General features: G+C 62.5%; 12 protein-coding genes and 1 pseudogene. 11 read left to right on the plus strand and 2 right to left on the minus strand.

Annotated features, from left to right (window positions below; translation table 11 throughout):
• Positions 1-2: 2 nt before the first annotated feature.
• From OO12_RS01530 to OO12_RS01580, 11 genes are all read left to right on the plus strand, one after another.
• The gene (locus OO12_RS01530) at positions 3-1,241 is read left to right on the plus strand and encodes an NAD(P)/FAD-dependent oxidoreductase (protein WP_020997473.1); all 1,239 of its coding nucleotides are present in this window, start codon (positions 3-5) and stop codon (positions 1,239-1,241) included.
• Positions 1,238-2,584 carry an aromatic ring-hydroxylating oxygenase subunit alpha gene (locus OO12_RS01535; RefSeq protein ID WP_020997474.1) on the plus strand — a complete coding sequence of 449 codons (1,347 nt, stop codon included), beginning with the start codon at positions 1,238-1,240 and terminating at the stop codon, positions 2,582-2,584. Before OO12_RS01530 ends, OO12_RS01535 begins: the two co-directional genes overlap by 4 nt.
• Positions 2,584-3,117 carry an aromatic-ring-hydroxylating dioxygenase subunit beta gene (locus OO12_RS01540; protein ID WP_020997475.1) on the plus strand — a complete coding sequence of 178 codons (534 nt, stop codon included), beginning with the start codon at positions 2,584-2,586 and terminating at the stop codon, positions 3,115-3,117. The genes OO12_RS01535 and OO12_RS01540 overlap by 1 nt, the downstream gene beginning before the upstream one ends.
• An 18-nt stretch (positions 3,118-3,135) precedes the next feature.
• A complete protein-coding gene (locus OO12_RS01545; RefSeq protein ID WP_020997476.1) occupies positions 3,136-3,465 on the plus strand; it encodes a non-heme iron oxygenase ferredoxin subunit in 330 nt (109 codons plus the stop codon).
• Between the two features lie 424 nt (positions 3,466-3,889).
• Complete coding sequence (locus OO12_RS01550; protein ID WP_020997477.1) at positions 3,890-6,325, plus strand: TonB-dependent receptor; 2,436 nt, start codon at positions 3,890-3,892, stop codon at positions 6,323-6,325.
• A 26-nt stretch (positions 6,326-6,351) separates the two neighbouring features.
• Positions 6,352-8,151, plus strand: coding sequence for an FAD-dependent oxidoreductase (locus tag OO12_RS01555; RefSeq protein ID WP_020997478.1), 1,800 nt, complete (start codon positions 6,352-6,354; stop codon positions 8,149-8,151).
• A 99-nt stretch (positions 8,152-8,250) separates the two neighbouring features.
• Positions 8,251-8,937, plus strand: coding sequence for a 3-oxoacid CoA-transferase subunit A (locus tag OO12_RS01560; protein ID WP_020997479.1), 687 nt, complete (start codon positions 8,251-8,253; stop codon positions 8,935-8,937).
• 14 nt (positions 8,938-8,951) lie between these two features.
• Complete coding sequence (locus OO12_RS01565) at positions 8,952-9,605, plus strand: 3-oxoacid CoA-transferase subunit B (protein ID WP_034156879.1); 654 nt, start codon at positions 8,952-8,954, stop codon at positions 9,603-9,605.
• Positions 9,606-9,629: 24 nt separating this feature from the next.
• Positions 9,630-10,835 carry a 3-oxoadipyl-CoA thiolase gene (gene pcaF / locus OO12_RS01570; protein WP_020997481.1) on the plus strand — a complete coding sequence of 402 codons (1,206 nt, stop codon included), beginning with the start codon at positions 9,630-9,632 and terminating at the stop codon, positions 10,833-10,835.
• A gap of 204 nt (positions 10,836-11,039) precedes the next feature.
• Positions 11,040-11,417, plus strand: coding sequence for a Rieske (2Fe-2S) protein (locus OO12_RS01575; protein ID WP_160296706.1), 378 nt, complete (start codon positions 11,040-11,042; stop codon positions 11,415-11,417).
• Between the two features lie 48 nt (positions 11,418-11,465).
• The gene (locus tag OO12_RS01580) at positions 11,466-12,839 is read left to right on the plus strand and encodes an MFS transporter (RefSeq protein WP_020997482.1); all 1,374 of its coding nucleotides are present in this window, start codon (positions 11,466-11,468) and stop codon (positions 12,837-12,839) included.
• A gap of 590 nt (positions 12,840-13,429) precedes the next feature.
• On the opposite strand, the gene OO12_RS01585 is transcribed toward OO12_RS01580, so the two are convergent.
• Positions 13,430-13,969 carry an EAL domain-containing protein gene (locus tag OO12_RS01585; RefSeq protein WP_034156880.1) on the minus strand — a complete coding sequence of 180 codons (540 nt, stop codon included), beginning with the start codon at positions 13,967-13,969 and terminating at the stop codon, positions 13,430-13,432.
• A gap of 31 nt (positions 13,970-14,000) precedes the next feature.
• A pseudogene (locus OO12_RS29010) lies at positions 14,001-14,114 on the minus strand (recombinase family protein); the annotation flags it as partial.
• Between the last annotated feature and the right edge of the window lie 133 nt (positions 14,115-14,247).

Raw genomic sequence — 14,247 nt, forward strand, 5'->3', positions numbered from 1 at the left:
CGATGACAGTCGGCCCCCAATCGATCGTGGTGGTTGGCGGGGGGCACGCGGGCGGCGCCATCGCGCTGTCGCTCCGTGAAAACGGAGCGACAGGCGATATCGTCATCGTCGGGGAAGAGCCGGTCGCGCCCTATGAGCGACCGGCCCTGTCCAAGGAGATGCTGCTGGCGCAGGTCGATGCTCCGGTTCCTCTTGCCTCTCCGGAGCGATGGCCGGAGCGCGGGATCGCGCTTCGCCTGGCGACAAAAGTGGCTGCGATCGACCGGACGCATCGCTGCGTTCTGCTCGAGGACGATAGCGCCTTGCCGTATGATGTACTGATTTTGGCGACCGGCGGCACAGCGCGGAGCATTTCTGGCAGTCTGGAGGCGGGGGCGTTCACCTTGCGAACGGTTGCGGACGCAGAATCGCTGCGGAGTCGCGCGCGGATCTCGCGTTCCGCCCTCATACTGGGTGGCGGATTGATCGGGCTCGAGGTCGCCGCGTCGTTGCGTCAGGCAGGTCTCGAAGTCGATCTCGTCGGCGCCGATCGGCAGGTTGCCGCGCGCAGCTTTCCTCGTGTTGCATCGGATTGGATCGCTGACGCCCATGTAAAGGCGGGCGTTCGCCTGCACTTGGGCAGTAGGGTCACCGCACTGCGGCGCGCCGAGGGCGGTATCGAAGCGCAATTGGCTAATGGGCAGCACCTCGTGTCCGACCTCGTCATCTTGGGGCTCGGTATCGAACCGAATAGCCGGCTGGCGGCAGATGCAGGGCTTCCTTGCAATGGGGGAATCCTCGTCGATGAAGACTATCGGACGCTGGGCGATCGCAGAATATTCGCGATCGGCGACATTGCCGAGCGGTCGGCGATCGACGGCGTGCGGCCCTCGCGCGACGAGAGCTGGTCGCATGCGCGTCGATCTGCTGCTATCGCGGCGCGCGCGATCCTCGCCCTGCCACCGGAACCCGAGGAGGCGCCTTGGTTCTGGACGAGCCAGTTCGGGCATATGATCCAGGTCGCGGGTACTACGGACACGCGCCTGACCGCTGTCCGCCGTGGTCCCGGCGTAATGCTGTATCTCGACGGCAACAGGCTCGCGGGCATCGCATGCCTCGACACACCCAGGGATTTCCTTGCCGGCCGGCGCGCGATCGCGTCGGGGCAGGGCGTCGATGTCGCGCGTGCCGCCGATCCGGCCACCGATCTGCGCAAATGTTTCTTCACCCATATGGCGCCCCACGCCGGAGTAATGTCATGACCGATGCCGCCAGCCTCGCCGCGCTGATCGATGATCGGCCCGAAGACGGTATTTTCGCCGTCGACAGCGCGGTATTCACCGACGAAGCGATTTTCGAGGCCGAGATGACCGCGATCTTCGAGGCGACCTGGATTTTCATCGGCCTCGAATCCCAATTGCCCAAACCCCACAGCTTCTTCACGACCTACATCGGTCGGCAGCCGGTGATCGTGATGAAGGACGGTGAGGGCCAGATCGGCTGCTTCCTCAACACGTGCCGACACCGCGGAACGCTGCTTTGCCCGCTGAAACACGGGCGCCAGAAATTCCATACCTGCCGCTATCATGGCTGGTCCTATGATTCAGGTGGCGAGAATGTCCATGTGACGGCCGAGGCGACGGGCCAATATGCGGCGAGCTTTACCGAGGCGGATCACAATCTCATTCGGGTTCCACGCTTCGAGAGCTATCGCGGACTCCTTTTTGCGAGCCTCAATCCCGACGTCCCGACGCTGGACGATCATCTGGGTGACGCCAAGGTCTTCATCGATCTTGTCGTGGATCAGAGTCCCGTCGGCGAGATCGAATATGTTCCGGGAGAGGTGACGTACACCTTCAAGGGCAACTGGAAACTGCAGTTCGAGAATGGCCTTGATTTCTACCATTTCAGCACGACGCACAGCGCCTATGTCGATATATTGGCGCAGCGCGGAAAGCGCGGCACGCTCGGGGTTCTCACGAGCGAAGACGAACCCGAAGCGCAGGGGAGTTTCAACTTCCACTACGGACATGCCGTCAATTTCTCGATCCTGCAGCAGAGCCTGTTCAGCCGACCGCTGTGCCTCGAACAGGATGCACTCGATGCGGTCCGCGAACGGGTTGGCCCCGTCCGCGCGAAATGGATGCTCCGACAACGCAATCTGACCATTTATCCGAACCTCCAGATCATCGACATCAACTCGGCCCAGATCCGGACATGGCGTCCGCTTTCGGCCAGCAAGACCGAAATGACGTCGCACTGCCTGGGCATCGTGGGCGAGCGGCCCGCGGCCCGTCGCTTTCGTATCCGGGGCTATGAGGATTTCTTCAATCCGCCTGGCCTGGCTAGTTCGGACGATAATGCGATGTATGAGTTATGTCAGGCGGGCTATGCCGCGCAGGCCGGCCCGAGGCAGGGGTATGGGCGCGGCCTCGCTGGTACGCCCGGTGCGGGCGACGCGCTAGCGGCGGAACTGGGCATCACGCCCGTCGAAAGCTCGATGGGCGTGGGCAAGGCGTTCGGCAACGAAGCCTTTGGCGGCGAGACGAACTTCTTCCCCGGTTATCGTGAGTGGAAGCGCTTGCTGCAGCGGGGAAACGGCTGATGGGCGCCGCAACCGGAATTTCGGAGGCGCCGGCCGATCCCGTTGCGCGCGCGCTCGCTTCGGATCTCCTGTTTCAGGAAGCGGATGCGCTCGACTCCCAGGACTGGACCGGCTGGCTCGCGCTTTACCGCGAGGACGCCCGCTTCTGGATGCCCGCATGGCTGGACGAGTATCGGAATACCTCGAATCCCGATACCGAAGTGTCGCTCATCTACCATGAAATGCGGTGGGAGCTAGAGGAACGGGTTCACAGGCTCGGTTCGCGCAAGTCGGTGACGACCCTGCCGCTTCCCCGTACGCTTCATATGATAGGCGGATCGAGGGTAACGGCGCATTCGGAAAACCGGCTGGATGTTCGTTCGCACGCCACCGTGCATGTCTATGATCCCAGGACCTTCGACCATCATGTCGCAGCCGTGAGATACAGCCACAGCTTTGTCCGCGAGGACGCGGGGCCATGGCTGATCGCATCGAAGACGATCATCCTCATCAACGACCGCATGCCGAGCGTCGTCGATTTTTATACCGTTTAGCCGATCCGAGAGAGATTTATGTCCATTTCAGCAGATGATGCCGCAAGCTGGCATCCGATTACGCGGTCCGAACTCATTCCAGAAGGCGAGATCTTCGCCGCAACATTCGGCGACAGGGAGATCGCAGTCTATAATGTGAGCGGTACATTCTACGCGACAAGCAACATCTGTACCCATGCCTTCGCCCTCTTGTCGGATGGATGGCTCGAAGACTGCGTTGTCGAATGTCCGCTTCACAATGCGCGCTTCGACGTGCGCGACGGCGCGGCGCTGGCAAGTCCTGCCGAAGGGTCGCTGCAATGCTACCCGGTGCGCGTTGCCGACGGGGTGGTGGAAGTCAGCTTCTGACGGCGCGGACGGCAAACTCCCCGTTTATGGAGTGGGCGCGCCCGGCTCCGGCCTCGCGGATGGTCGTATTCTGCCGGGCGCGCTCTGCTGACGCGCCCCTCACCCGATGAGAGCATTTCGAGGCACGGCTGTCTCCTCGGAACGTCGCTTCGACGGGTCTGAAGCCATACGGAAGCGCTATCGCACAGGGCCTAGCTTAGTATTGGGAAAGCATCGCCCATCGTCCTAGCTTTGTCGGGCGCAGGGCGAGTTGGCGATCAGACCAAAGGCCCTCGCGCCGAAGTGAGAGTGCATTGCGGGGAGGGGCACTTCGCTCATCCAGCGGGCCTGCAGGTCACGCTGATGACCGCACTCTCGCTTCGTCAATTGCAGCGCGCAGCGCCCGCCGGGCTTGAAGTGCTGTACGATCGAACGGGAGAGGACGATGCAGATCAAGACGATGCAGATCAAATGGATGCTCGGGTGCGCATCAAGCGTCGCGGCCCTGGTTCCGGGACTGGCGCTTGCGCAGGCCACCGGACAAGGCGTCGACGCGCCGAACGAGATCATCGTGACGGCCCAGAAACGGGCGCAGAATATTCAGGACGTGCCGATCACCATGCAGGCCGTCGGGGGCGAGCAGCTGGCGCAGCGCGGCATCCAGTCGGCCTATGATATTCCCAAGATCGCTCCGAACATCACCGTGTCGACCCAGGGCGCGGCCAATCGCCAGATCGCGATCCGTGGGGTCGGGACCAACGACTTCTTCGGCAATGCGACGGGATCGGTCGGCGTCTATATGGACGAAGTCACGATGAGCGCACCCTATCTCACCAACCTTGGCCTGTACGATCTGGACCGGGTGGAGGTGCTGCGCGGACCACAAAATTCCCTGTTTGGCCGCAACACGACCGGCGGTGCGGTAAACTATATTTCAAAGCAGCCGGAACTCGGAGGCGGGGTCGACGGGTTCGTCCGTCTCAACTACGGGAACTTCAACCGGATCGACGCGGAAACTGGCTTTAACGTGCCGCTTGGCGACGTCGCGGCCCTTCGCCTTGCAGGCATGTTTCAGCATTCCGACGGTATGTGGCATAATCTGGCTGACGGCGGCGCGCGCTACGGCAAGAAAAACCGCTTTTCGCTTCGTGGAACGCTGCTCCTCGAGCCGAGCGATAATACGAAAATAACGCTGAACGCGCATTACGGGCAGGAAGACAGTCAGATCGATCCCTTCCGGTTCGTCGGTCTGCGCGCGCCTTCTGGGTCGATCTTCGCGCCCGGCCTTTCGCCGAGGCAGCTCGATTTCGAAGGCATTTCGGGTGGCGCCAACTCGCAGGGCCGCGTGGTCGATACATCGAGATGGAGCGACATTTACCGCGTCGGCGATGACCAGCAATATGTCGAGGCCTATGGCTTTTACGCCAAGCTGGTACAGGATCTGGGCGATGTCAGCCTCACGTCGATCACATCCTACGACAAGTCCGACGTCCGATTCACATATGATCTCGGCGGTCCGGGTGCGACCGATAACGACATCACGATGATCAACGGCAATGATCAACGCTTCAAGCAGATGAGCCAGGAATTACGCCTGCAATCGACCGGCAAAGGCCCGCTACGCTGGATCGCCGGCCTCTACTATTTTCACGAAAGCTCGCTCCTCGGGCAGAATATGGGGTTCGGCCCGTTCAATGGCGGGACCGGCGCGGGCGGGGCGGCCGCACTGCTACTGCTTGCCGGCGACCCGTACAGCAATCAGGCGGCGTTCAGCATCGCCCGGCTCAAAAACGAGGTGCTGTCGCCCTATGGCCAGGTCGAATATGATATCAGCCAGACGGTGACCGTCAGCTTCGGGCTTCGCTACACCGACGACAAGAAGAGCGCGCCTTCGCTCTTCGTCGGCAACGTTGGAACCGGGACACTCGGTCGTGACCAGTTCCGGTCGAACGCAGTGATCGGCTCGCTCACGGGCGGCCTTCCGCTTTGCGACCTGGACGGCGACGGAAATCTCGCCGGCGGTACGCCCGACAATCGCGGCAAACCCTGTGCGCAAACCCTCGCGCCGGACGACATCCGCGCCAAGAAATGGGGCGGGAAGGTCGGGATCGACTTCAAGCTCGCCGACGACACGCTTCTCTATGCCAGCGCTTCGCGGGGATTCCGCTCGGGCAAGCACGACATCGAGTTTTTCCATGGTCCGCAGACCGGCTTTGCGCGGGAGGATCAGCAGGTCGAGACGCTCGATGCGTTCGAGGTGGGGCTGAAATCGGAACTGTTCGACCGTACTCTGGTGCTGAACGCGGCGGTCTTCTACTATATCTGGAAAGATCAGCAGTTCTTCGACGTCAACCCCAATACCGGTCCGGTCTTCATCAATGTCCCGGAATCGCAGCTCAAGGGCGCGGAGATCGAACTGCGCTGGAATCCGGGGAGCGGCTTTTCCGCTCAACTCTCGGGCGGATTTCTCGACAGCGAGGTGACCGACGCCGGCACCGATCCGTCGGGTTTGGTGCAGAAGGGGCACGCCCTGCCATTTGCCCCGAAATATTCGGCCAATGCACTGGTAGCCAAAGAGTTCGAGATCGGCGACAACAAGCTGCGTCTGCAAGCCGACCTTCAGTATCTCAGTAAGTCGAAGGGCTTCCTGCGCGACGTCAATTATGTCGATGCGATCGGGAGCAGCGTTTTCCTGAACACGCGGGCGACATGGTCCTTCGGTGCGGACCACCGCTACGATCTCAGCGTCTATGCCACGAACCTTACCGGGCAGACGCGCTGTGAGTATAAACGCGACCTGTTCGCCTTTTCGGGAGCCGCTTACTGCCTGCCGAATTCGGGCCGGACGCTTTTTGGCGCCGAGGCGCGAGTGAAGTTCTGAATCAAATCACTTAGGAGGATGGATGCGTGTCTGAGACGGACGTGATCACGAAGGCAGATGTATTGGTTGTCGGTACCGGCCCAGCCGGCGGAACGATGGCGTTGGCGCTCGCGAGGCTCGGCGTCGATGTCATGGTCATCAACAAATACCCCTGGACCGCACCGACGCCCCGGGCGCACATCACCAACCAGCGGACGGTCGAAGTCCTCCGCGACCTTGGTCTGGCCGAGGAAGCGCTCGCCCTGGCGGTGCCCAACGATCTCATGGGCGAGAACACCTATTGCACGAGTCTCGCCGGCGAGGAGCTCGGCAGGCTGCGCACATGGGGTACGCAGCCGCATCGGCGATCGGACTATGAACTCGCGAGCCCGGAGCAGATCTGCGACCTGCCGCAAAATCTGCTCGAGCCGCTGCTGGTTGGCGGCGCTGCCCGCCAGGGCGCGCGCGTGCGGTTCAGCACCGAGTTTTTGCGGTGCGAGCAGGACTCGGACGGCGTTACCTCTTGGGTGCGCGAACGCGATACCGGGCGCGAATATGCGATCCGCTCGAAATATCTGATCGGTGCGGACGGCGCCAACTCGCGCGTGGTCGATCAGGCGGGGCTGCCGCTCGAAGGGAAAATGGGCGTATCGGGTTCGATCAATATCGTTTTCGAAGCCGATCTTTCGCGCTTCGTCGCTCACCGCCCGAGCGTTCTGTACTGGATTTTCCAGCCCGGCTCGAGCGTGGGCGGGATGGGTATCGGGGTCGTCCGCATGGTGCGTCCTTGGCACAAGTGGCTCGCGATCTGGGGCTATGAAGATGTCGCCAATCCGCCGAAGATCGACGACGAGTTTGCCAAGGGCATCCTCTATAATCTCATTGGCGACGATCAGGTCGATATCAAGATCGAGAGCTTCTCGACCTGGACGGTCAACGACATGTATGCAACCAAACTGTCGGCGGGCCGGATCTTTTGCATGGGCGACGCCGTGCATCGCCACCCCCCGACCAACGGTCTCGGCTCCAACCACTCGATCCAGGATGCATATAATCTCGCGTGGAAAATGGCGTTGGTGCTGGGCGGCAAGGCGGGGTCGGACCTGCTCGACAGTTATAACGCCGAGCGGGCGCCGGTCGCGGAGCAGACGGTGACCCGTGCCAACAAGAGCCTTGGCTGTTTTCCGCCGATTCTCGAAGCGCTTGGACTGTTCGGTACCGACGATCCCGAACAAATGCGCCGCAACATGGCGTCGATCAAGGACTCGACCCCCGAGGCCGCCGATCGCCGCGCGGCATTGCGGACCGCGATCGATGGCTCCGACTTCGTCTATAATTGCCACGGTGTCGAGATGAACCAGCGCTACGCCTCCAATGCCGTGGTCGGCGATGGAACCGCGCCGCCGCAATATGATCGCGATCCCGAACTTTTCTACCAGCCCACCAGCTTTCCGGGCGCGCGGCTGCCCCACGGCTGGGTCGCGCGCGATGGAGCGCGGGTCTCGACGCTCGCGCTGTGCGGGGATGGTGAGTTCACCCTCCTGACCGGATTGGGCGGCGAGGCGTGGGTGGACGCGGCGGCTGCGGCATCGGAGCAATTTGGCGTGCCGATCCGGGTGCACGTCATCGGTCCCGGGCGGCCGATCGAAGATCCGCATGGCGATTTCGCCCGAATCCGCGAGGTCGGCGAAAATGGGGCAATCCTCGTCCGGCCGGATGTTTACGTCGGTTGGCGCGCGGAAGCTGTCTCGGCCGATGCCGCCGAACGGCTGTGCTCGGCGATGGCCACCATTCTCGCCTTGCCCGCCGAAACGACTTCGGAACGTGCGGACGAAATGGTCGTCTGACGGATCGTCCGGCCGCTGTCTTGGGTGAGACTCCCTTCCCATTGCTGCAGCGGCCGGGCGATGCTTAGCCTTTGCCAATGTGAAAGTTTGGAGGGTCGAATGATCGACAAGTCGGTCGTCAGCGCCGAGGCGGCGGTGGCGGACATCAAGAATGGTTCGGCGGTCATGATCGGCGGTTTCGGTACCGCTGGAATGCCCGACCAGCTCATCGAGGCGCTTATCGCGCAAGGCGCCGGCGACCTCACGATCATCAACAACAATGCGGGCAACGGCGAGACCGGCGTTGCCGCATTGATCAAGGCCGGTAAGGTGAAAAAGATCATCTGCTCCTTTCCGCGTCAGGCGGACTCGCATCATTTCGACGCTGCCTATCGTGCCGGGCAGATCGAGCTCGAACTCGTGCCCCAAGGCAATCTTGCGGCGCGCATTCAGGCGGCGGGAGCGGGACTTGGCGCAATCTTCACGCCGACAGGCTTCGGGACGCTTCTTGCCGAAGGGAAGGAGACCCGTGAGATCGACGGGCGTCAATATGTGCTCGAATATCCCATCCACGCAGATTTTGCGCTGATCAAGGCGCAGCGGGGCGATCGCTGGGGGAACCTCGTCTATCGCAAGACTGCCCGGAATTTCGGACCCATTATGGCGATGGCGGCCAAGACGACGATCGCGCAGGTTGCCCGGATCGTGCCGCTTGGCGATCTCGATCCCGAAGCAGTCGTGACACCGGGGATATTCGTGCAGCGGGTCATCGAAACGGCACCCGTGCCTCTCCACGCCGTGGCCTGATCGGAAGAGATGATATGGAACGCTTGAATCGGCACCAAATGGCCGCGCGGGTCGCAAAGGATATTCCCGAGGGCGCCTATGTGAATCTCGGCATCGGCCTTCCGACCACGGTCGCGAACTATCTTCCTGTCGACCGCGACATATTCCTGCAGAGCGAAAACGGCCTGCTCGGGATGGGGCCAGCACCGGTGCCCGGCGAAGAGGATTGGGAACTCATCAATGCCGGCAAGCAGGCTGTGACACTCCTGACCGGTGGATGCTATTTCCATCACGCCGACAGCTTCGCGATGATGCGGGCCGGCCATATCGACATCTGCGTGCTCGGCGCCTTCCAGGTTTCGGTGCACGGCGATCTCGCGAACTGGCACACCGGGGAACCCGGCGCCATTCCGGCGGTCGGCGGAGCGATGGATCTCGCGATCGGCGCCAAGCAGACCTTCGTGATGATGGAACTGCTGACCAAGCAAGGCGAAAGCAAGCTGGTCGAGGCGTGCCACTATCCGCTCACGGGGCTCGGCTGTGTGTCGCGCGTCTATACCGATGTCGCTGTCTTTGAGGTGGGCCCGTCCGGTGCCGGCGTTCTTGAGATGGTCGAAGGGCTTGCCATCGAGGATCTCCGCAAGCTGACCGGCGTCCCGCTTCGCGAGAGCATGGCGCTTCCGGCCTGACACTGACCTATCGAGAGGACTCATATGACCGACGCATTCATTTGCGATGCCATCCGCACGCCGATCGGCCGCTATGGCGGCATCCTCGCGAACGTGCGTGCGGACGACTTGGGTGCGCTCCCGCTCAAGGCGCTGCTCGATCGCAATCCCGCTCTCGATCCTGCCGCGATCGAGGAGGTCTTCTACGGCTGCGCCAACCAGTCGGGCGAAGACAACCGCAACGTCGCGCGAATGAGCCTGTTGCTGGCCGGTCTGCCTTTCACGGTGCCGGGGGTGACGCTCAACCGCCTTTGTGCGTCCGGGCTCGAAGCGGTCGGAGCGGCGGCCCGGGCAATCCGCTCGGACGAAATGGCGCTGGCGATCTCGGGGGGCGTAGAGAGCATGACACGCGCGCCGTTCGTCATGGGCAAGGCCGACGCTGCCTTCGGCCGCGGGCAGAAGCTCGAGGATACGACAATGGGCTGGCGTTTCGTCAACCCGGCCCTTGATGCACTCCACGGCACCGAGACGATGCCGCGCACCGGTGAAAATGTCGCCGAAGATCACAAGATCAGCCGCGCGGATCAGGACGCATTCTCGTTGCGAAGCCAGCAGCGCGCGCTCGCCGCGCAGCATAACGGCTTTCTCGCCGAAGAAATCGTCCCGGTTACCGTTCCGGGCCGGAAGGGCGAGACGGCCCTCGTCGCGATCGACGAGCATCCGCGGGCGGATGTGACGATGGAAGCGCTCGCGAAGCTGAAGCCGCTCTTCGGTCCCGAGGGCACGGTCACTGCCGGCAATGCCTCGGGCATCAACGACGGCGCCGCTGCCATGGTTATTGCCAGCGAGGCCGCAGCGAAAGCGCATGGCCTTACGCCGCGAGCCCGAATCCTCGGCCTCGCCTCGGCCGGCGTCGAGCCGCGCGTGATGGGGATGGGCCCGGTCCCGGCGACGCAGAAGCTGATGGGTCGGCTCGGGCTTGCCATCGGCGATTTTGACGCCGTCGAGCTCAATGAAGCTTTTGCCAGTCAGTCGCTCGCGGTGTTGCGCGCGCTCGGTCTGCCGGATGACGCACCGCATGTGAACGCGAATGGCGGTGCGATAGCGCTTGGCCATCCGCTCGGCATGTCGGGCGCGCGCATTGCGATGACGCTCGTTCACCAGCTTGAGAAAAGCGGAGGCAGGCGCGGCCTTGCCACGCTGTGCATCGGCGTCGGCATGGGTCTTGCTCTTGCAGTCGAGCGCGTTTGACGATCCCGCCGGATCGGGAGTGGACGGCGTCTGCGAAGTCTGCCCGTCACGCGGGCGGAAGGCGCTCGGCCGGGCGACGCGCTCCGAGACAATCTTTTGAACGCTGTGAGGCGCGTTTCGCGTCCGGGCCCGCGCTATATTTCAGTCGGCGCATGATGGACTGCGCCGCAATGAGAGACGCGAAGTGGGGAATGGGTGCGGTCGGTGCCCGCGCTCCCGGCTCTTCTCGGGCGATGGTTTTTGAGGGATCATATGGCAGGTCCAATCGAAGACGCCACCGTCTGGCGGCCGATCATTGCTTTGGAAGATCTTTCCGAGGGTGCCCTTCATGTCGCCGAAATCGCGGGCAGGCACATAGCAATATATCATGTCGAGGGCTCGTTCTACGTGACGAGCAATATAGCCGGCGCTTGCTTTGCGCTCGCGTCCGAGGATTTGCTCGAGGTTCGCATAATCGAGGGGCCCGCGCACATCGCGCGCATCGAGGCTCGCGCGAGGGACGAGCTCTCCGGCCCGGCGGGCGTGCCGCTCGAACGCTGTTCGGTGCGGTTGGCCAATGGTGTTGTCGAGGTCCGCATATAGATTCGGCCGGCCCGGTCTGGCCGGAAAGCGCACGACCGGAGTGGGAAAATGGACGAGAAGAATAGAGACGACAGCCCTGCGACCCTGCTTGGAGAGGTCATCGACAAGCAGTCGTGGAATATGCTGGTCGTGACCACGGTGCTTTTGTCGACGCTCATGATGTTTGTCGACGGATATGACCTGCAAACCATTGCTTTTGCTGCTCCTTCCATCATGTCCGAATGGAGTTTGTCGTCCGCGGCCTTCGGATTGGTGTTCGCGGCCGCCTCCTTCGGAATGCTGGTCGGCGGGATCGTCTTCGGCTGGATCGGCGATCGGCACGGCCGCAAATTTGGATCTCTCGTCGCGCTCGTCGTGTGCGGCTTGGGATCGCTGTCAGTCTTGGTCGCGCGCGACATTTATCTGTTGAGCCTTTGCCGCTTTCTCACGGGAATCGGAATCGGCGGCCTGACGCCGCTTCTCTATGCACTCAATCAGGAGCTCGTGCCGCAGCGATTTCGCGCGACTGTGGTTGCGGTCATCATGATGGGATATATGGCTGGCTCGGCCAGCGGGGGCGCCGTGGCGGCCGCCTTCATGCCTCATTATGGCTGGGAAGCACTGTTCTGGATCGGCGGTGTGTTATCGCTTCTTCTCGCCGGCGTCGGCTACGTCCTCCTCCCGGAATCGGTTGCGTTTCTCTCCCGGCGGTCGACCCGGAAGGCGGAACTGGAATCCCTGCTGCGCCGTATCGATCCCTCGATCGCGGCGGAAACCGTCGCCCGCATCGCGGCTCTTCCCGATGTTCCGCACGCCGCCGCATCCCGCGGCCTGTCCCCGCTCTTTTCCGGACGCCTGTCGACGATCACCCCCTTGCTGTGGCTAGCCTATGTCTGCAGTTCGGCGACTGTCTTCTTCATGATCAGCTGGCTACCGACGCTCATGCTCGGCGCGGGGTTGCCGAAAGCAGAATCCGCGCTTGGACTGTCGCTCTTCATCTTGGCAGGGTCGATTGGCGGCCTCGTCATCTCCGCATTCATCGACCGCCTGGGCTTGTCGTCGATCACGGTCATGCCGGTCGTCGGCTGCCTCCTTCTTGCCACCCTTGCGCTCCCCGACCTGTCCTCGTCGGGTTATATGATTGCGATCGGGATATGCGGGTTTTTTGTGCTGGGCGGACATCAGGGCCTCAACGGCGCCGCTGGCTTGCTCTACCCAAGTGCTGTCCGTGCCTCGGGTATCGGCTGGGCACTGTCGATCGCGAAGATCGGTTCGATTGTCGGCCCGCTCGTCGGTGGCATATTGCTGGCCACAGAGCTGCCGCGCTTGCAGTTGATGATGATCGTGGCCTCTCCGCTGCCGATTTTCGCCGCCAGCCTTATCCTGCTCGGGATGGCAAAATCGCGCGAGCGGCACGCACGCGCTGCTTCCGTCCGGGATTGAAGGACGGGAAGAGGGGCGTCGAACCGGCGCTTGGTCTTGGTGCAGCGACTCCTGCCTTCCTGTTTCTGCCGCGCGCCCATCTGGGCAATAATCCGGGCCGCTTCTGAAGGCGGCTTTAGCTGCTGGCGCGCCCGCGCAGATCGCGGTCTGCATCAGCATTCCCCTGGGTCCATCGCGGTCGAACCCGTCAAGGGCGAGACCGGCGCGTACATGGAGCGAGAACTCCTCCCAGCCACCAAGGCTCGCCGCGATGGCACCTCGGCGGACACCTCCGTGAGCTGGTGTCCGCCGTCATGAAGATTGCGAGCAATACGCCGGCGATAGACCAAGCTTCGGCCTCAAGGAGCTGGACGAGTTGGCCATGGTTTCGGCAGACTAAGTCCCTTCGGACGATCCAGAGCGCGAGGGTGGGGTGTTCGTCAAACCGGAACCCATCGGCATCGAATGAAGTTCATTTGGCGCTTCGATTCTTCAGGGCCTGAGGCGCACATTTTTTTTGCGGACCAAGAGTGAGCGCTGTGGACTGTCTTGTACGCCCCTCCCATTGCGTGCTTACCAAAAGCTGCCTGACCGCTTCCGGCCAGCAGCGGCTACGCCGGCCTCGCCAAGGGCTTGCTCGTCGGGGCGGGAGGATAGGCTTGGGTCGGTACCACCCGCAGCAGCCCGGGAACGCCGATCACGGCTTCGGCGGGAGCGCCGAACAGGAACCCCTGCGCTTGCGGGCAGCCCTCTTCGAGAACCATCTGGCGCTGCGCTTCGGTCTCCACTCCCTCGGCCACCACGGGCAGATCGAGGCTGCGGCCGAGCCCGACGATTGCGCGGATGATCGAGCGCGCCGATTCATCGTCGGTGACATGGCTCACAAAGCTGCGATCGATCTTGATCTTGTCGAACGGGAAGGCCTGGAGGTTCGAGAGTGACGAGTAGCCGGTCCCGAAATCGTCCATCACGATCCGCACCCCGAGCGCTTTGAGCTTGTGGAGCGTCAAGAGCGCGCTTTCGCGGTCGCGCAGCATCACGCTCTCGGTGACCTCGAGTTCGAGCCGCGCGGCGGCAAGCCCGCTCTGGTGCAGCGTACCCCAGCGGCACCGTGCCGCCCATCCACATGCCGCGTGCTTTCGACGCGGCAATCTTGTCGCGGATACGCTCGCCCGTCACTTCACGTTCAAATTGTGCGAAAGAGAGCAGAACGTTGAGTGTGAGACGCCCCATGCTGTTCGTGGTGTTGAACGCCTGCGTCACACTAACGAATGATGCACCATGCTTGTCGAGCACATCGACTGATCTGCCCCCTTCTGAGTGGTCCAAAATCTCTGTTATTTTGGATCATGAAGGAGTTTGGAAATGGGCAAGAGGCACAAGCCGGAAGAGATTATCGGCAAGCTGCGTGAGGCTGAGATCGTGTTGG

Origin of the sequence: Sphingomonas sp. ERG5 (assembly GCF_000803065.1) — a bacterium.
In the GTDB taxonomy this organism is placed as follows: domain Bacteria; phylum Pseudomonadota; class Alphaproteobacteria; order Sphingomonadales; family Sphingomonadaceae; genus Sphingomonas.